We start from the raw sequence: 17,232 nt of genomic DNA, 5'->3' as shown, positions 1-17,232 counted from the left end.
GCATCAGAAGGCTGATGCGCTCTTATCAAGGGAGACGGGGCGCAGCTCCGGTCAACGAACATGGCACGTCAAGAACAGGCCAACGATCTTTTTGCCCTCACTTCATTTCTCTATGGCGGCAATGCCCACTATATCGAGGAACTCCACGCACAGTACGAGAAAGACCCGTCATCAGTGGATGCGGAGTGGCAAGAGTTTTTTGCCAATCTCGGTGATAACAAAGACGATATCCAGAAGAACGCCAAGGGCGCATCCTGGGAAAAGCCAAACTGGCCAATCGCCGGCAATGGTGAACTTGTTTCGGCTCTTGATGGCAATTGGGGTGAAGTCGAAAAGCACATTACCGACAAGCTGAAGTCGAAGGGTGCTAACGGCGCTGCTCCTGCAAATGGAGCCGCTGCAAAGGCGGCTGTATCCGATTCCGACATCATCCATGCGGCACGCGATTCCGTTCGCGCCATCATGATGATCCGCGCTTACCGCATGCGTGGCCATCTGCATGCCAAGCTTGATCCGCTGGGCCTTGCCGAAGTCAAGGAAGATTATAACGAGCTGTCGCCCGAGAGCTATGGCTTCTCACCGGCCGATTATGACCGCAAGATTTTCATCGATAATGTGCTTGGTCTCGAATATGCGACCATCCCGCAGATGCTCGATATTCTCCAGCGCACTTATTGCTCGACGATAGGCGTCGAATTCATGCACATCTCCGATCCGGTGGAAAAGTCCTGGATTCAGGAACGTATCGAGGGACCGGATAAGGGTGTTGCCTTTACCGCTGAGGGCAAGAAGGCCATTCTTTCCAAGCTGGTCGAAGCTGAAGGCTTCGAGCAGTTCATTGACGTCAAATACAAGGGTACCAAGCGTTTCGGCCTTGATGGTGCGGAATCGCTCATTCCAGCGCTTGAACAGATCGTCAAGCGCGGTGGTTCGATGGGCCTCAAGGAGATCGTCCTTGGCATGGCTCACCGCGGCCGTCTCAATGTACTCAGCCAATTCATGCGCAAGCCGCATCGCGCCATTTTCCATGAGTTCAAGGGTGGTTCCTACGCACCGGATGATGTGGAAGGTTCGGGCGACGTCAAGTATCATCTTGGTGCCTCATCGGATCGCGAATTCGATGGCAACAAGGTGCATCTATCGCTGACAGCCAATCCATCGCATCTGGAAATCGTCAACCCGGTCGTCATGGGCAAGGCGCGCGCAAAGCAGGACCTTTTAGTTGGCCGCGACCGCGATGAAGTTGTGCCATTGTCCGAGCGTGCCAAGATCATGCCGCTGCTGCTGCATGGCGATGCTGCATTTGCCGGTCAGGGTGTTGTTGCCGAGTGTCTTGGCCTCTCCGGTCTGCGCGGTCACCGCGTTGGCGGTACAGTGCATTTCATCATCAACAACCAGATTGGTTTCACCACCAATCCGCGTTTCTCGCGCTCTTCGCCTTATCCGTCCGATGTGGCCAAGATGATCGAAGCACCGATTTTCCATGTTAACGGCGATGATCCGGAAGCCGTTGTGTACGTGGCCAAGATCGCAACGGAATATCGGATGACCTTCCACAAGCCGGTGGTCATCGATATGTTCTGCTATCGCCGCTTCGGTCACAATGAGGGCGATGAGCCTGCATTCACGCAGCCGCTGATGTACAAGACCATCCGTGGCCAGAAAACCACTGTACAGCTTTACTCCTCCAAGCTGATCGAAGAAGGCCTCATCACAGAGGCTGATCTTGAGAAGTTGCGTGCCACATGGCGCGAGAACCTTGAACAGGAATTCGAAGCTGGTCAGCACTACAAGCCCAACAAGGCCGATTGGCTGGATGGCGCGTGGAGTGGCTTGCGCACGGCTGACAATGCTGATGAGCAGCGTCGCGGCAAGACCGGTCTTCCTCTGAAGACGATCAAGGAAATCGGCAAGAAGCTTGCGGAAGTTCCAGCAGGCTTCAATGTTCATCGCACGATCCAGCGTTTTCAGGATAATCGCGCCAAGATGGTTGAGACCGGCGAAGGTTTTGACTGGGCGACGGCGGAAGCATTGGCATTTGGTTCGCTCGCTATCGAAGGCCATCCGGTTCGCCTGTCAGGTCAGGATGTCGAGCGCGGCACATTCAGCCAGCGGCATTCCGTACTTTACGATCAGGATACCGAGCAGCGCTATATCCCTCTGAACAATTTGCAAAAGGGACAGGCCATCTACGAAGTCATCAACTCGATGCTTTCGGAAGAGGCTGTGCTTGGGTTTGAGTATGGCTATTCGCTGTCCGATCCGCGCGCCTTGACTCTTTGGGAAGCTCAGTTCGGCGATTTCGCCAATGGTGCACAGGTCATTTTCGACCAGTTTATCTCGTCAGGCGAGCGTAAATGGCTGCGTATGTCGGGTCTCGTTTGCCTGTTGCCGCATGGCTACGAAGGTCAGGGACCGGAGCATTCGTCGGCCCGTCTGGAGCGCTATTTGCAGCTTTGCGCGGAAGACAATATGCAGGTTGCAAACTGCACGACTCCTGCCAATTACTTCCACATTCTGCGCCGTCAGATGAAGCGTGATTTCCGCAAGCCGCTGATCCTGATGACACCGAAGTCTCTGCTTCGCCACAAGCGTGCCGTTTCTTCCATCAGTGATTTTACTGGCGATTCCTCGTTCCACCGCTTGTTGTGGGATGATGCACAATTGCTGAAGGATCAGCCGATCAAGCTGCAGAAGGATTCGAAGATCCGCCGTGTCGTTCTCTGTTCGGGCAAGGTTTATTACGACCTTTACGAGGAACGTGAAAAGCGCGGTATCGATGATGTCTATCTGCTGCGTGTCGAACAGCTTTATCCGTTCCCGGCAAAAGCGCTGATCACCGAACTGTCGCGTTTCCGCAATGCAGAGATGGTCTGGTGTCAGGAAGAGCCGAAGAACATGGGTGCCTGGGCCTTTATCGATCCGTATCTGGAATGGGTACTGGCGCATATCGATGCCAAACATCAGCGCGTTCGCTACACCGGACGTCCTGCCGCTGCCTCGACCGCAACCGGCCTGATGTCCAAGCACCTTGCACAACTTGAAGCATTCCTTGAAGATGCTTTGGGTTCTTAAGAGCAATTCCAGAAAAAGTGGGAACCGGTTTTTCGTCCGGAATTGCGTAGTAGAAAATAGGGCGGCGTGACGTCGCTCTGAACAATTATTTAGATCAACGAGAGCTGAGAACATGGCAACCGAAATCCGCGTCCCAACACTGGGCGAATCCGTTTCCGAAGCAACGATCGGCAAATGGTTCAAGAAGGTCGGCGAAGCTATTGCTGTCGACGAACCGCTGGTCGAGCTTGAGACCGATAAAGTCACAATTGAAGTGCCTGCCGCCGCTGCTGGCTCGCTCGCTGAGATTACCGCCAAAGAAGGCGATACGGTTGAGGTCGGTGCATTGCTCGGTATGATTGGTTCGGGTGATGGCGCTGCCGCCGCGCCCGCCAAGAAGGAAGAGCCGAAGAAAGAAGAAGCCAAGCCAGACTCCGTTGCTCAGGCATCAGGTGCCGGTGCTGCCGCATCGACTGCAGAGGCAGAAGACAAGGCAGGCCAAGTTGCCGGCAATACGCCAATCTCCGAGCGCAAGCCAAGCGAGATGCCGGCTTCGCCAGCTGCTTCCAAGCTTTTGAGCGAGAAGGGCGTTTCCGCCTCACAGGTTGAAGGCTCGGGCAAGCGCGGTCAGGTTCTCAAGGGTGATGTGCTGGACGCCGTTGCCAAGGGCTTCACTTCACAGCCCGCCGCTGCTGCCGAAGCACCGAAGGCAAGTGCACGTCCGGCTTCCACGCCTGATGATGCATCCCGCGAGGAGCGCGTGAAGATGACCCGGTTGCGGCAGACAATTGCGCGCCGCCTCAAGGATGCGCAGAGCACTGCAGCCATGCTTACCACCTATAATGAGGTGGATATGTCGGCGGTCATGGATCTGCGCAATCGCTACAAGGAAATCTTCGAGAAGAAGCACGGCGTCAAGCTTGGCTTCATGGGCTTCTTCACCAAGGCTGTTACCCATGCCTTGAAAGAAATCCCCGCAGTCAATGCCGAGATTGACGGCACTGACATCATATACAAGAACTTTGCCCATGTTGGCGTTGCCGTTGGCACGGACAAGGGTCTTGTCGTTCCGGTTGTGCGCAATGCCGATCAGATGTCAATTGCCGAGATTGAAAAGGATATCGGTCGTCTGGGCAAAGCGGCCCGCGATGGCGCATTGTCGATGGCCGACATGCAGGGCGGTACGTTCACCATCTCCAATGGTGGCGTTTACGGTTCGCTCATGTCATCACCAATCCTCAACGCACCGCAGTCCGGCATTCTTGGCATGCACAAGATTCAGGAGCGTCCGGTTGTTGTTGGCGGGCAGATTGTCATTCGTCCGATGATGTATCTCGCGCTCAGCTATGATCACCGCATCGTTGACGGCAAGGAGGCGGTTACTTTCCTTGTTCGCGTCAAGGAAAGCCTCGAAGATCCGGAGCGTCTCGTTCTCGATCTCTAAGCAATAAAAGCTGGTACCGGTCTGCTCCAGTTAAGCAGGCCGGTCCCGATATGTTGTCTCTGGAGAATAAGCATGTCGCACTACATGTACGAATTTCTCGGCCTTATGGCGGTCTTTTCGATCATGATCGTCTCGCCGGGTGCCGACTTTGCGATTGTCGTGCGGCAGAGCATTGTGCATGGCCGTCGCAGTGCGATTATGACCAGCCTCGGCATTGGCTCCTCCCTGCTTTTCCATATCAGCTATACGATCCTCGGACTCGGGCTTCTGGTGTCCAAGTCTTTGCTGCTTTTCAGCATGCTGAAATGGGCTGGCGCGGCATATCTTGTCTATCTGGGTATCAAGGCCCTGCGTGCTCCAGCGATGGAAGCTCCGGCAGAAATCGTCAGGGATGCTGATCACAAGCAAATCTCCGATGGGCGATCTTTTCTGATGGGATTCGTGACGAATGCACTCAATCCAAAGCCTGTTCTGTTCTTCCTGTCCTTGTTCTCGGCGCTTGTAAGTCACGAAACACCTGCGCTCGTGCAGGCCAGCTACGGCGTGTTCATGGCGATAGCTCTGATCGCGTGGTTTGTTGCAGTTTCGACATTCTTCACCATCCAGTCGGTACGTGATCGCTTTGTTTCCTGGGGCAAGTGGTTCAACCGTGTAACAGGTATGGTTTTTATCGGGCTTGGCATCAAGCTAGCGACCAGTCAGGCAAGCTAGGGCTCACATGACGGTCTTCTTCCGCTCCACCAGACGAAGCCTTGCAGTGATATCTGCGCTGGGAATCGCATTTGCGTCCCCTGCCTATGCGGCATGCACACAGGACCGCGCTGTCTATACGGATCGGGATGATGACTATACGCTGACCTTCAAGCACTTTCCGGAAGATCAGCCTGTCGCGACATCGAATGAATTCGTGCTGCAACGTAACGAGACGGACTTGAAGCTGGACGGCGTTGTCATGCGCGATCAAGCTGCACGGCCAAATGGGCTCATCATGTTCAATTGCCCTAGCGGCGATGCGACCGGCGACGAGTTGGCAGCTTGTACGGTCTGGGAAGGCGTTCCCTACGCTTTGAAAGACGGTGTGGATGCGGAATATCTGCCAAAAGCCAAGGAGCCTGCCGCTCAGGCCCTTTTGCTGCCCAACCTCTCCGGCGCAATGAGCAATTTTAATTTCAAACTAGAAAAACCAATCGAAACATTTCCGTGGGAAGTATTTCGCTTCAAGGAATGCGTTCCCGAACAATAATTGATACGGGTTACAACAAAGGAATCAATCATGGCATATGATGTCGTCGTTATCGGATCAGGCCCCGGCGGCTATGTGTGCGCCATCAAGGCAGCACAGCTCGGTCTGAAAACCGCAGTCATCGAAAAGCGCGCAACTTTTGGCGGAACCTGCCTGAACATTGGCTGCATCCCGTCAAAGGCACTGCTTCATGCTTCAGAAGTTTTCCACGAAGCCGGCCATTCGCATGCGACGCTTGGTGTTGAAGTAGGCTCGTTGAAGTTGAATCTTCCGGCAATGCTTGCCCATAAGCAGGCGACTGTTGATGCCAATGTGAATGGCGTCGCCTTCCTGTTCAAGAAGAACAAGATCGACACATTTATTGGTACCGGCAAGGTTGTCGCTGAGGGCAAAGTCTCGGTGACGAGCGAGGATGGCAAGGTTCAGGAAGTTGAAGCCAAGAACATCGTGATTGCCACCGGCTCCGATGTAGCAGGCATTCCAGGAATTGATGTCAAATTCGACGAAAAAATCATCATTTCCTCGACAGGCGCACTCGAGCTTCAAGCTGTCCCGGAACACCTTGTTGTTGTTGGCGGCGGTGTCATAGGTCTTGAACTCGGCTCCGTATGGGCGCGCCTTGGTGCCAAGGTTACCGTGGTCGAGTTTCTCGACAAGATTCTCGGACCAATGGACGGCGAAGTTTCAAAGCAGTTCCAGCGCATGCTGGAAAAGCAGGGCATCGAGTTCAAGCTCTCTGCCAAGGTTACTGCGGTAGACAAGTCCGACAAGGGCGCAAAGGTCACGTTCGAGCCGGTCAAAGGCGGCGATGCCCAGACAATTGAAGCCGATGTGGTTCTCGTTTCGACAGGTCGCAAGCCTTATACGGACGGCCTCGGACTGAAAGAGGCTGGCGTTGAGGTGGATGATCGGGGCCGCGTTGCGATCAATGATCACTGGCAGACCAATGTTTCGGGTATTTACGCCATTGGCGATGTGGTCAAGGGCGCGATGCTGGCGCACAAAGCTGAAGACGAAGGCATTGCTGTTGCCGAAATCCTCGCTGGTCAGGCCGGACACGTCAATTACGACGCGATCCCAAGCGTCGTCTACACGCAGCCGGAAGTGGCTTCAGTTGGCAAGACTGAGGAAGAACTGAAGGCTGCCGGTGTCGAGTACAAGTCCGGCAAGTTCCCATTCACAGCCAATGGTCGCGCGCGCGCCATGCTGCACACGGATGGCTTCGTCAAGATCCTTGCGGACAAGAAGACAGATCGTGTTCTCGGCGTCCATATCCTTGGTTATGGAGCAGGCGAGATGATCCACGAGGCGACTGTCCTCATGGAGTTTGGCGGGTCTTCGGAAGATCTCGCGCGCACGACCCATGCTCACCCGACAATGTCGGAAGCCGTACGCGAAGCTGCTTTGGCTACCTTCGCCAAGCCGATCCACATGTAACCATTTCCGCTAATGCACATGAAAAAGGCCCGAAAATTCGGGCCTTTTTGTATTTTCAACCAAGCCTATTAGTTTGCTGGAGCCGGTGCAGGGGCCGGAGCTGGCGCAGGAGCGGGATCAGCTGGCGCAGGTGCCGGTGCAGTTGAAGCAGGTGGCTCAGCTGCGGGCGCTGGTGCTGCCGCTGGCGGTGTGGTCGTATCTGTTGCTGGCGCTGTTGGTGCAGGAGCGTTCATTTCAGTGCTGCCGCTCATGAAATAATAACCACCGATAACAATCGCAGCGATAATGATGCCGGCGATCAGATAGGTTCCGCCGCCACCGCTCTTATTGTTGACAACCGTTGTATGGGGTTTTGCCGGATTGGCCGGATTCAACGGATCGTCGACTGGACGTTGCAGGTTTGGATCGTAGGTCATGTTTTATCCTCCATGGCACTCAAACGATGCCGATGAAGGAATAACGGGTGTTGCTGTGTAAAGTTCCAAGCGCCCGCATCCACGAAGCGCTTTTACTGCGCGGTGACTGTATAGTTCTGCTTCTTCAGAAGAGATACCAAGCCCTGGTCACCGGGAAGGTGTAATGCACCAACAGCTATAAATGCATTTCCTTTGGCTATTATTGGTTCTGCATTCTTGGCCATTGTGCGATTACGTGCATTGACCATTCTTTCTTCAAATTCTGCATAGTTTTGACCAGTTGCGTCGGGCGAGATCGACTTCATCAGCGGAAAAATCATGCCGACATCCCCTTGCGTATAGAGCACGGTCATCGTTTCGAATATGTCCGGCATTTTCGGTCCGAGCGCCAGCATCTCGATGACACCATCTATGTGAAATTTTACCGGCAATGCTGCCATTGCTCCGAGCTGATCGCGGATGGTTTCCAGCCCCGCGATCTGTTTGCCTTTATCCTTTGCATCCTGCGCCAGCTTGATATCAAGAAATGCGATACCCTGATTCTTGCGGGCCAGTTCACATGCCGGCAGGGCGAGCATACTTGTCAGCATCCAGGGCTGCATCTTGTTTATGGAGCCCAACGAGATTCCGCGTTCTGACAATGCGGCTTTTACAGCGTCGAGTTTGTCGGCGGGGATAATCTTTTCCAACGTTGTACCGTCAGAAAACATCATCAGTTCCGGCGATTCGGCCATGACTTTGAAAAGCCCCTTCGGGTCGAGGATTTCATCGGTCTCGATAACGACTGTATCAGCAGAACTATATGCCTGCTCCGCAGCATCAGAAAGTTTGAGAACGCGCGGGTCGGTCAGGTGCATCGTGCCATAGAGCCATGAGGGTTTCGCGCCGGGCTTTTCGATCTTCCACAACAGACCATGGCCATTGGATGTAGCATCAGCCTCCTTGCGCAAAGTTTCGAGTTTTGCCGGGTCTGACTTGGCCATTTCTTCGATAAGATTATTGCCGCCGCAGGATACTTCCTGCGCACGGGCATAAGTGGCGCTGAAAGCGACAGCAAAAAATGATGCCAGCACAAGCCAGCCAAGAAAGGCGCAAAGTCGTAACAAAGCATCAGCATAACGATCGATCGGAGATAGGGTATCATTGTCCATGGCGGATCTCAATTGCTTCAATCAGGCACGCGGATGCGCCCTGTCGTAAATTTCCATCAAGCGGTCTGTATCGACACCAGTATAGACCTGTGTCGTTGAAAGGCTGGCATGACCCAGCAGTTCCTGAATGGTACGCAGGTCACCCCCGCGACCCAGCAGATGCGTTGCAAAGGAATGGCGCAATGCATGTGGTGTTGCGGTATCGGGCAGGCCAAGCGCCCCGCGCATTTTCTGCATATCACGCTGGATAATAGCCGGGTGCAGTTCACCCCCCCGCGCACCGCGAAACAGCGGCTTGCCATCTTCAAGGTCATAGGGACAAAGCCTGCGATATTCTGCAATCGCCCTATGCACAATCGGAAGCAGGGGAACCATGCGTGTCTTGCCTCCTTTGCCGGTAATCGGGATCGAACGAGCGCCGGGGTCGGTCAATTTGCCACCATCAAGGCCCAACGCTTCGGATATGCGCAAGCCGCAGCCATAAAGCAGCGTCAACACGGCAGCATTGCGGGCGGCTATCCATGGTTCTTCGTTGAGCTGTTCGCCGATCTCCACAACACGCCTTGCATCAATCGTTGTCAGCGGTTTGGGGAGCGATTTCGGTTGTTTCGGTGCCCGCATGGCAATGGATGCCGCAGCATTGGCCATGCCCTGCTTTTCAAGGTAGCGCAGGAAAGAGCGAATACCAGCCAGTCCGCGTCCAAGCGTGCGTGCACCTGCACCGTCATTGCGCCGCCGTGCCAGGAATGAACGCAGATCGGCAATACGCAGTGTCGCAACATCTTTCAATGCTGGAGGTTCACCCAGATGCCCGGTTAGAAACTGGAAGAATTGTCTTGTGTCGCGCTCATAGGCCTCAAGCGTGTTCGTTGCCAGACGGCGGGTATTTTTGAGCGATTTCAGCCAGTCCTCACGCGCATCGATCAGGTCGGCGCGTGCAGAGACGAGAAACTCTTCGGTTGGCAGTCGGACGCCCATGGCATCGCTCCTTGGCTTTGATGCAACAACAATGGCATAGGAACCCTTACGAGAACGTTTCGCCTTGGTTTTATCAGGCATTTGCTCTAATTCGGGCTTAAGAGAATTTAAGTGGATAGAACAATGGCGAAATTGAATGATCCGGTTCAGTTGGCAGTGATCGGCGCGGCGCATGGAACGCGAGGTGAACTCAGGGTGAAAACCTTCACCGGAGATCCCATGGCGCTTGGCGATTACGGGCCTCTTTACGATGTGACCGGCAGGGCATTTGAAGTGCTGGACATCCGCCCGGCAAAGACCGTGGTTGTTGTACGTTTTCGCGGTGTCAATGATCGCAACATGGCCGAAGCCCTGAACGGAACCACCTTGTTTATCGAGCGGGCACAGTTGCCGCAGGACTTGGATGAAGATGAGTATTATCACTCTGACCTGATTGGACTTGAGGCCGTTGATGCGGAAGGCAAAAGGCACGGAAAGGTGTCTGCCATGTTCGATTTCGGCGGCGGTGATCTGCTCGAATTGACCATTCCCGGCAAACGGCCAATGCTTATTCCATTCACGTTGGCTGCAGTTCCGCAAGTCGATGTCAAAGCAGGTCATATAGTGGTTGACCCTGCCGCCGCTGGCCTTCTTCCCGATGAGAACGAAGATGAAGAGCGTCGCAGGCAGCTTGGCGGCGAAGGGAAAGACAAGTCCTGATGGGTTTCCGCGCCACCGTTTTGACGCTCTACCCGGAAATGTTTCCCGGACCGCTTGGCATTTCGCTGGCTGGCAAGGCATTGTCGGAAGGTGCCTGGTCGCTGGAGACCGTGCAGATACGCGATTTTGCCACTGACCGGCACCGGATGGTCGATGATACGCCTGCCGGTGGTGGTGCAGGCATGGTGATGAAACCTGATGTGCTCGGGCGTGCCGTGGATCATGTGGCGGATGAGCGGCCGAAGCTTTTCATGAGCCCTCGCGGCAAACCGCTGACACAGGAGCGGGTGCGTGAATTGGCAGCAGGACCGGGTGCGATCCTGCTTTGCGGCCGCTTTGAAGGCGTGGATGAGCGCCTCATCGAGGGCCGTGATTTCGAGGAAGTCTCCATCGGCGATTATATACTTTCAGGTGGTGAGACGGCTGCCATCGTGGTGCTGGACGCGATTGTGCGGCTGCTGCCCGGTGTCATGGGCAATAGTCTTTCCGGCGAAACCGAGAGCTTTGAAACCGGGTTGCTTGAGCATCCACATTATACCAAGCCGCAAGAATGGGAGGGGCGCCGGATTCCGGACGTGCTCCTTTCCGGCAACCATGGCGCTATCGATAAATGGCGGCGTGCCGAGGCGGAAAGGCTGACGCGTGAGCGGCGGCCGGATCTTTGGGATAAAAAGAATCGGTAAAACAGGTGACAAAGCGGGTTTTATGGTGTATCTGCCCGCCAACTCGGAAAATCCGAAGTCTGTTAATCAATGAATGGTGAATTCGCCCCTGCCTCTCTCGAGGCATAGAAATGCGGCCAATGATGCTGCTTTCCAGTGTGGACGCTCTGACTGTTTGAACAATAAAAGGATAAGACAATGGCCGTCGATATCATTCGCCAGCTCGATCTCGAACAGAGAGCTAAAATCGAAGCCAAGCGCGTGCTTCCAGATTTCAAGCCAGGCGACACAGTTCGTGTAAACGTACGTGTTACTGAAGGTACACGTACTCGCGTGCAGGCCTATGAAGGCGTTTGCATTGCCCGTAATGGCGCCGGCATCAACGAGAACTTTACAGTTCGCAAGATTTCCTACGGTGAAGGTGTAGAGCGCGTATTCCCGATCATTTCACCGCTGGTTGAAGGTGTTGAGATTGTTCGCCGCGGTAAGGTACGTCGTGCGAAGCTTTACTATCTGCGTGGTCTTACTGGTAAGGCTGCTCGTATCGTTGAGAAGAAAGACAACCGCAAGAACAAGACTTCCGTTCCTGCAACCGGCACTGCCGAGACAGTAACAGAAGCAACCGTTGCAAAGGCACCAGCTGCTGAATAAGCGCTGTGCATGAGTTTTAGGAAAAGGCGGTCTTCGGGCCGCCTTTTCTGTTTTGGGCAATTTTTCCAATATCGCAACCATTACTAGAAACTGAGATGCTTGCGGGGATTGACGCGCTGGTTACAAGGTGAAATCAGTTTGCCAAAGTTTATTGTACGACAGGGGACTCCGATGAGCTTGCGATCCGTTTTTCTGGCAGCGATTGCGCTGGCCATGTTTCCTATCTCCGCCTTCTCCGCCGATCTACCGAATCTGGGCGGCAAGCAGGTTTCCGTCGTGACGGAAAACGCCTATCCGCCGCTGCAATTTGTCGATCCCAAGACCGGCAAACCGGTTGGCTGGGAATATGATGCGATGAACGAAATCGCCAAGCGCCTGAATTTCAAGATCGAATATCTCAACACCAGTTGGGATGCGATGATTCAGGCCGTGTCTGACAACCAGTATCAGGTTGGTATGACAGGCATCACCATCAATGATGAGCGCAAGCAGAAGGTGGATTTCTCTGAACCCTATATGCGTTCCGAGCAGTTCATGCTGGTTCGCAGCGACGAGAAGCGTTTCACCGATGCGAAAAGCTTTTCGGAATCCAAAGATACGCTGGTCGGTGCACAACCCGGAACCAGCAATTTCTATGTTGCTGTCTACAATGTGCTCGATGGCAACGAGCAGAATACGCGCATCAAACTGTTCGAAACATTCGGTGCAACCATTCAGGCGCTGAAGACGGGCGATGTTGATCTCGTCCTGACCGACAGCACGGCGGGCAAAGGTTATGTTGATGCATCCGGCGGTGCGTTGAAGCTGATTGGTGGACCGCTTGGTGCGGAAGATTTCGGCTTCATCTTTCCTAAAGGCTCTGATCTTGTCGCTCCGGTCAATGCTGCTATCGCCGCACTAAAGGCAGACGGCACATTCGATGCGCTGAACAAGAAGTGGTTCCTCGATTACAAGCTTGGCCAGTAGGTGAGTTTGGGTTCTTGAAACCTGAAGCCCCATCGCGTTCGGCGGAAAAGGCTGATTTTCCGTGGTGGCTCGTGGTCGCCGCGGCAATTGCCATTGCGCTCGGCATGGCGATCATCGTCAATCCTCTTTACGGGCAGGTATTCTCCACAGTTGCTCAAGGTATCTGGATAACAATCTGGGTGTCTGTGGTGGCGTTTTTCCTGGCATCAGCGCTGGGTCTCGCTTTGGCTATCATGAGCCGTTCGGAATATATCGCCGTAAGACAGATCGCGCGCTTCTATGTGGAAATCATGCGCGGCGTGCCGTTGCTGGTGCTGCTGTTTTATATCGCGTTCGTTGGCGCACCTGCCGCTATTTACCTATGGAACTTCGTTACGCAGCCGCTGCAGAACGCCGGCATTCTGGAACCGCTGCTGGTGCGTGATTTCTCCTTGCTGTGGCGCGCAATCATTGCGCTCGTGCTTGCCTATTCAGCTTTTCTCGCCGAGATTTTCCGTGCAGGTATCCAGTCTGTCGATGCCGGTCAGATAGAAGCGGCAAAGTCGCTCGGGCTGCGCCGTTTTCCGCGTTTTCGACTTATCGTCATGCCGCAGGCTACCCGCACGATCCTTCCGCCCTATGGAAATGACTTCATAGCCATGGTCAAGGATTCGTCACTCGTATCAGTGCTTGGCGTTGTCGATATCACGCAGATGGGGAAGGTCTATGCTTCCGGATCGTTCCGCTTCTTTGAGACCTATTCTGTGGTGGCCTATATCTATCTCATTTTGACCATTGGCCTCTCGCTGCTGTTGCGATGGGTTGAACGCCGTCTTGATCAACGAACCCGGTATTAGCCGCCTCACGTAATTTTGTCTGGTTTTCTGCCAGCAAACAGCGGCGCATTGTCACTTTTAAAGCTTGTTTCTTGACGTTGACCGGCCTCGAGTGCATATGTCCCACGAAATAATCGAAAAGACCCTACTGCCAGGATATCGCGATGATTGCGCCACGCACACTTTATGACAAGATTTGGGATGACCATTTGGTCGATCAGCAGGATGACGGCACGTGCCTGCTCTATATTGATCGCCACCTTGTGCATGAGGTTACCAGCCCGCAGGCTTTTGAAGGTCTGCGCCTGACCGGCCGCAAGGTTCGCCACCCGGAAAAGACGCTTGCGGTTGTGGATCATAATGTTCCAACTTCGCCGGATCGCGTCAATGGCATCAAGAACGACGAAAGCCGCATTCAGGTTGAAGCTCTTGCCAAGAATGCTTTGGACTTCGGCGTCGAGTACTATTCGGAAAAAGACATACGTCAGGGCATCGTGCACATTATCGGGCCGGAACAGGGTTTTACCCTGCCGGGCATGACTATTGTCTGCGGTGACAGCCACACTTCCACCCATGGCGCTTTTGGTGCTTTGGCGCATGGCATTGGCACGTCGGAAGTCGAGCATGTGCTCGCAACCCAGACGCTGATCCAGTCCAAGGCCAAGAACATGCTGGTGCGTGTGGACGGCGTTCTCCCGGAAGGCGTGACCGCCAAGGACATCATTCTCGCCATTATCGGCGAAATCGGAACTGCTGGCGGTACGGGATACGTCATTGAATATGCGGGCGAAGCTATTCGTGCGCTTTCGATGGAAGGCCGCATGACCATCTGCAACATGTCGATTGAAGGCGGCGCGCGTGCCGGCCTGATCGCTCCAGACGAAATCACATTCGCCTATGTGAAAGACAAGCCGCGTGCGCCGAAAGGTGAGCAGTTCGATCAGGCTGTCGAATATTGGAAGACTTTGCAAAGCGATGAGGGTGCGCATTTCGACAAGGTTGTCGTGCTGAATGCTGCAGACCTGCCACCAATCGTTTCCTGGGGTTCTTCGCCGGAAGACGTCATTTCCGTCATGGGCGCCGTGCCTAATCCCGACGATATCGCTGACGAGACCAAGCGTTCATCCAAGTGGCGCGCTCTCGACTATATGGGCCTGAAGCCGGGAACTCCGATCACCGATATCAAGCTTGATCGTGTCTTCATTGGTTCGTGCACCAATGGCCGCATTGAGGATCTTCGCGCTGTTGCCAAGGTTGTTGAAGGCCGCAAGGTCAGCGAAACCGTTGATGCGATGATCGTGCCAGGTTCGGGTCTGGTCAAGGAAATGGCCGAAGCCGAAGGGCTCGACAAGATTTTCAAGGAAGCAGGTTTTGACTGGCGTGAGCCGGGCTGCTCCATGTGCCTTGCTATGAACGATGATCGCCTGAAGCCGGGTGAACGTTGCGCATCAACGTCAAACCGCAACTTTGAAGGCCGTCAAGGCTTTAAGGGCCGCACGCATCTGGTATCGCCAGCCATGGCAGCGGCTGCGGCAATTGCCGGACACTTTGTCGACATTCGCGAATGGAAGTAAGTTAGCTGTTGTTGCTGCAGATTTGTTTTGCGTGGTTCGCCCCTCGACAAGCTCGGGAGGGCTCACCATGAGGAGGGTGGATGGGCTGCACACTGATATCGGTGCTGCTGCGTTGCTTGCAAAGGCGTCCCGCAATCAACCTACCTTCCTCATGGTGAGCCCTCCCGAGCTTGTCGAGGGGCGAACCACGCACAATACGAATGCAATCAGAGCAAACCTACCGTCCCCGGTAGCTTGGCACGCCCTGATCCGGCAACCATAATCCCTCAGGTATTGGGCCTGTCTGCCAGAACACATCAATTGGAATGCCGCCACGCGGATACCAGTAGCCGCCAATACGTAACCACAAGGGTTTGACTGTCTCGACGATGCGCTTGCCGATACTTACAGTGCAATCCTCGTGAAACGCGCCATGATTGCGGAAGCTGCCGAGAAACAGTTTCAGCGATTTGGATTCGAGCAAAGTCTCACCCGGTGCATAGTCGATAACCAGATGGCCGAAATCCGGCTGTCCGGTTACGGGGCATAGCGAAGTGAACTCGGGGCATGCAAAGCGCGTGAGGAACAAGGTTCCGGCCTGAGGGTTGGGAACAGCCTCAAGTATCGCTTCATCGGGATGCTGCGGGAGTTTGACCTCCTTGCCCAGCATGGTTGAGCTTTCTGCATAATGGCTCATGCTGCTGCCCTCCGCGTTTCATATTCTCCCTGATATTCGCAGCCTTCGCCGCAAGTATCACGATAAACACCGATCTGCGCGAGGCTTGGCAAATCATGCTGGAAATGCCGCCACAACCACATGGCGATGTTTTCCAGCGTCGGGGTTTCGAGCCCTTCAATTTCATTGAGATAACGATGGTCGAGCTTGTCGCGGGCGCTGCCGAATGCAGTCTCTACCAGCCCAAGATCGGCGATAAGGCCGGTTCTTGCATCGGGCTTTCCTTCAAGTGTCACGCGCACACGGAAACTATGTCCGTGCAGTCTCGTATTGACGTGGCCATCAGGAAAGACATGCGGCAAATGATGTGCCGCCTCAAACGTGAATTCGTTGAAGATTCTCATAAGTGCTCCATTCGCATTGGCGCAATACAGGCGCCCGCAATATCAAACACGGCACCGAAAGGGTTTGCCCTATGGTAAGCCGTTCATCTTATGTGTCTGCGTGCTCAGCCGCCAAAGCGGGTGTGCGAGGCAATAGGCCGCTGCAGATGCAACATGCGCGGCGGTTTGCGCCGGATCACCGATGACGTCAAGAGGTTGCAGATAGAAATGCTGGAATGAAAGCTGTTCGAAACGCGAAGGATGCGTCTCTTCTTCCTTTTGCGGAAAGACCAGTTTCAGCTCATTGCCACTGGTTTGCACGAGTGGGGCTGCTGCCTTTGGCGATACGCATATCCAGTCAATACCCGCTGGAGCCTCAATCGTACCATTGGTCTCTATTCCCACCTCGAAGCCGCGCGCATGGAAGGCTTCTATGAGCGGTTCATCGAGTTGCAACAAAGGTTCGCCGCCCGTGCAAATGACATAGGGTGTCCCGCCGCCGCCCTGCGGCCATGCGGCGGCAACCGCATCGGCCAGCGCGTCGGCCGTTTTGAACTTGCCACCGCCAGGACCGTCAACACCAACAAAATCCGTATCGCAGAATTGGCATGTGGCTGTTGCCCGGTCCTGTTCCCGTCCGGTCCACAAGTTGCAGCCGGCAAAACGCATGAACACAGCGGCGCGTCCGGTGTGGTTGCCTTCGCCTTGCAGCGTCAGATAGATTTCCTTGACGGCGTAGGTCACGCTGCCTCCGCCTTGAACTTCTGCCAGCCAGCTGACCGCAGGTCGCAAGCAGGGCATTTACCGCAACCATAGCCCCAATCATGGCGTTTGCTACGGTCGCCGAGATAGCAGGTATGGCTGTTTTCGACGATTAGCTCGAGCAAGGGCTTGCCACCAAGCTCTTTTGCGAGTGCAAAGGTTTCTGCCTTGTCCAGCCACATGAGCGGCGTTTCTATGGTGATGCGACGGTCCAGCCCCAGCGACAGTGCCACTTGCTGGGCTTTCAATGTATCATCCCGGCAATCCGGGTAACCGGAATAATCTGTTTCGCACATGCCGCCGATGATGACACGCAAGCCGCGACGATAGGCAAGGGGGGCC

General features: G+C 54.6%; 18 protein-coding genes. 11 read left to right on the top strand and 7 right to left on the bottom strand.

Annotation, left to right across the window (positions count from 1 at the left end; translation table 11 throughout):
* The first annotated feature begins 60 nt into the window (after positions 1–60).
* The 5 genes from PMI41_RS17900 (at position 61) to lpdA (ending at position 7,178) form a co-directional block, all read left to right on the top strand.
* Positions 61–3,075, top strand: coding sequence for a 2-oxoglutarate dehydrogenase E1 component (locus PMI41_RS17900; protein WP_008127202.1), 3,015 nt, complete (start codon positions 61–63; stop codon positions 3,073–3,075).
* Positions 3,076–3,187: 112 nt separating this feature from the next.
* Positions 3,188–4,498, top strand: a complete 1,311-nt coding sequence (odhB, locus tag PMI41_RS17895) for a 2-oxoglutarate dehydrogenase complex dihydrolipoyllysine-residue succinyltransferase (RefSeq protein WP_008127201.1) — start codon at positions 3,188–3,190, stop codon at positions 4,496–4,498.
* 72 nt (positions 4,499–4,570) lie between these two features.
* Positions 4,571–5,209, top strand: a complete 639-nt coding sequence (locus tag PMI41_RS17890) for a LysE family transporter (RefSeq protein ID WP_008127199.1) — start codon at positions 4,571–4,573, stop codon at positions 5,207–5,209.
* 7 nt (positions 5,210–5,216) lie between these two features.
* Positions 5,217–5,741 carry a hypothetical protein gene (locus PMI41_RS17885; protein ID WP_008127198.1) on the top strand — a complete coding sequence of 175 codons (525 nt, stop codon included), beginning with the start codon at positions 5,217–5,219 and terminating at the stop codon, positions 5,739–5,741.
* A 30-nt stretch (positions 5,742–5,771) separates the two neighbouring features.
* On the top strand, positions 5,772–7,178 hold the full coding sequence (lpdA, locus tag PMI41_RS17880; RefSeq protein WP_008127197.1) for a dihydrolipoyl dehydrogenase: 1,407 nt from the start codon (positions 5,772–5,774) through the stop codon (positions 7,176–7,178).
* A 68-nt stretch (positions 7,179–7,246) separates the two neighbouring features.
* Here lpdA and PMI41_RS25290 read toward each other — a convergent pair whose 3' ends face one another.
* The 3 genes from PMI41_RS25290 to PMI41_RS17865 all read right to left on the bottom strand — a co-directional run bounded on the left by PMI41_RS25290 (position 7,247) and on the right by PMI41_RS17865 (position 9,723).
* Positions 7,247–7,594 carry a hypothetical protein gene (locus PMI41_RS25290; protein ID WP_008127195.1) on the bottom strand — a complete coding sequence of 116 codons (348 nt, stop codon included), beginning with the start codon at positions 7,592–7,594 and terminating at the stop codon, positions 7,247–7,249.
* 92 nt (positions 7,595–7,686) lie between these two features.
* Positions 7,687–8,745 (bottom strand): TraB/GumN family protein, encoded by a 1,059-nt coding sequence (locus PMI41_RS17870; RefSeq protein WP_008127194.1) that lies wholly within the window; start codon positions 8,743–8,745, stop codon positions 7,687–7,689.
* 21 nt (positions 8,746–8,766) lie between these two features.
* Positions 8,767–9,723 (bottom strand): tyrosine recombinase XerC, encoded by a 957-nt coding sequence (locus tag PMI41_RS17865; RefSeq protein ID WP_008127191.1) that lies wholly within the window; start codon positions 9,721–9,723, stop codon positions 8,767–8,769.
* Positions 9,724–9,846: 123 nt separating this feature from the next.
* On the opposite strand from PMI41_RS17865, the gene rimM reads away from it, so the two are divergent.
* The 6 genes from rimM to leuC all read left to right on the top strand — a co-directional run bounded on the left by rimM (position 9,847) and on the right by leuC (position 15,090).
* Positions 9,847–10,422, top strand: coding sequence for a ribosome maturation factor RimM (rimM, locus tag PMI41_RS17860; protein WP_008127189.1), 576 nt, complete (start codon positions 9,847–9,849; stop codon positions 10,420–10,422).
* The gene (gene trmD / locus PMI41_RS17855) at positions 10,422–11,105 is read left to right on the top strand and encodes a tRNA (guanosine(37)-N1)-methyltransferase TrmD (RefSeq protein WP_008127188.1); all 684 of its coding nucleotides are present in this window, start codon (positions 10,422–10,424) and stop codon (positions 11,103–11,105) included. The genes rimM and trmD overlap by 1 nt, the downstream gene beginning before the upstream one ends.
* A gap of 177 nt (positions 11,106–11,282) precedes the next feature.
* Positions 11,283–11,735 (top strand): 50S ribosomal protein L19, encoded by a 453-nt coding sequence (gene rplS / locus PMI41_RS17850; protein WP_008127187.1) that lies wholly within the window; start codon positions 11,283–11,285, stop codon positions 11,733–11,735.
* Between the two features lie 171 nt (positions 11,736–11,906).
* Positions 11,907–12,701, top strand: a complete 795-nt coding sequence (locus tag PMI41_RS17845) for a transporter substrate-binding domain-containing protein (RefSeq protein WP_008127186.1) — start codon at positions 11,907–11,909, stop codon at positions 12,699–12,701.
* Between the two features lie 14 nt (positions 12,702–12,715).
* Positions 12,716–13,537 carry an amino acid ABC transporter permease gene (locus PMI41_RS17840; protein WP_008127184.1) on the top strand — a complete coding sequence of 274 codons (822 nt, stop codon included), beginning with the start codon at positions 12,716–12,718 and terminating at the stop codon, positions 13,535–13,537.
* Between the two features lie 143 nt (positions 13,538–13,680).
* The gene (gene leuC, locus PMI41_RS17835; RefSeq protein ID WP_008127181.1) at positions 13,681–15,090 is read left to right on the top strand and encodes a 3-isopropylmalate dehydratase large subunit; all 1,410 of its coding nucleotides are present in this window, start codon (positions 13,681–13,683) and stop codon (positions 15,088–15,090) included.
* A 217-nt stretch (positions 15,091–15,307) separates the two neighbouring features.
* On the opposite strand, the gene queF is transcribed toward leuC, so the two are convergent.
* From queF to PMI41_RS17815, 4 genes are all read right to left on the bottom strand, one after another.
* The gene (gene queF, locus PMI41_RS17830) at positions 15,308–15,766 is read right to left on the bottom strand and encodes a preQ(1) synthase (RefSeq protein ID WP_008127178.1); all 459 of its coding nucleotides are present in this window, start codon (positions 15,764–15,766) and stop codon (positions 15,308–15,310) included.
* Positions 15,763–16,149 carry a 6-carboxytetrahydropterin synthase gene (locus tag PMI41_RS17825; RefSeq protein WP_008127177.1) on the bottom strand — a complete coding sequence of 129 codons (387 nt, stop codon included), beginning with the start codon at positions 16,147–16,149 and terminating at the stop codon, positions 15,763–15,765. The genes queF and PMI41_RS17825 overlap by 4 nt, the downstream gene beginning before the upstream one ends.
* Positions 16,150–16,218: 69 nt before the next feature.
* Positions 16,219–16,872 carry a 7-carboxy-7-deazaguanine synthase gene (gene queE, locus PMI41_RS17820; protein ID WP_008127176.1) on the bottom strand — a complete coding sequence of 218 codons (654 nt, stop codon included), beginning with the start codon at positions 16,870–16,872 and terminating at the stop codon, positions 16,219–16,221.
* On the bottom strand, positions 16,869–17,232 hold a 364-nt coding region (locus PMI41_RS17815), incomplete at its 5' end, for a 7-cyano-7-deazaguanine synthase (RefSeq protein WP_008127175.1). The genes queE and PMI41_RS17815, both read right to left, overlap by 4 nt.

It is taken from the genome of Phyllobacterium sp. YR531 (genome assembly GCF_000282595.1).
GTDB lineage: Bacteria > Pseudomonadota > Alphaproteobacteria > Rhizobiales > Rhizobiaceae > Phyllobacterium.
Note: the sequence above shows the minus strand (reverse complement) of the source record. Positions and strands in the feature narration are given on the sequence as shown.

Bases quoted from the DNA above. Each gene is read 5' to 3' on its own strand.
- PMI41_RS17885 (WP_008127198.1), top strand. From the start codon at position 5,217: ATGACGGTCTTCTTCCGCTCCACCAGACGAAGCCTTGCAGTGATATCT.
- PMI41_RS17900 (WP_008127202.1), top strand. From the start codon at position 61: ATGGCACGTCAAGAACAGGCCAACGATCTTTTTGCCCTCACTTCATTT.
- PMI41_RS17845 (WP_008127186.1), top strand. From the start codon at position 11,907: ATGAGCTTGCGATCCGTTTTTCTGGCAGCGATTGCGCTGGCCATGTTT.
- lpdA (WP_008127197.1), top strand. From the start codon at position 5,772: ATGGCATATGATGTCGTCGTTATCGGATCAGGCCCCGGCGGCTATGTG.
- leuC (WP_008127181.1), top strand. From the start codon at position 13,681: ATGATTGCGCCACGCACACTTTATGACAAGATTTGGGATGACCATTTG.
- queF (WP_008127178.1), bottom strand. From the start codon at position 15,766: ATGAGCCATTATGCAGAAAGCTCAACCATGCTGGGCAAGGAGGTCAAA.
- PMI41_RS17825 (WP_008127177.1), bottom strand. From the start codon at position 16,149: ATGAGAATCTTCAACGAATTCACGTTTGAGGCGGCACATCATTTGCCG.
- PMI41_RS17865 (WP_008127191.1), bottom strand. From the start codon at position 9,723: ATGGGCGTCCGACTGCCAACCGAAGAGTTTCTCGTCTCTGCACGCGCC.
- rimM (WP_008127189.1), top strand. From the start codon at position 9,847: ATGGCGAAATTGAATGATCCGGTTCAGTTGGCAGTGATCGGCGCGGCG.
- odhB (WP_008127201.1), top strand. From the start codon at position 3,188: ATGGCAACCGAAATCCGCGTCCCAACACTGGGCGAATCCGTTTCCGAA.
- PMI41_RS25290 (WP_008127195.1), bottom strand. From the start codon at position 7,594: ATGACCTACGATCCAAACCTGCAACGTCCAGTCGACGATCCGTTGAAT.
- PMI41_RS17890 (WP_008127199.1), top strand. From the start codon at position 4,571: ATGTCGCACTACATGTACGAATTTCTCGGCCTTATGGCGGTCTTTTCG.
- trmD (WP_008127188.1), top strand. From the start codon at position 10,422: ATGGGTTTCCGCGCCACCGTTTTGACGCTCTACCCGGAAATGTTTCCC.
- PMI41_RS17870 (WP_008127194.1), bottom strand. From the start codon at position 8,745: ATGGACAATGATACCCTATCTCCGATCGATCGTTATGCTGATGCTTTG.
- rplS (WP_008127187.1), top strand. From the start codon at position 11,283: ATGGCCGTCGATATCATTCGCCAGCTCGATCTCGAACAGAGAGCTAAA.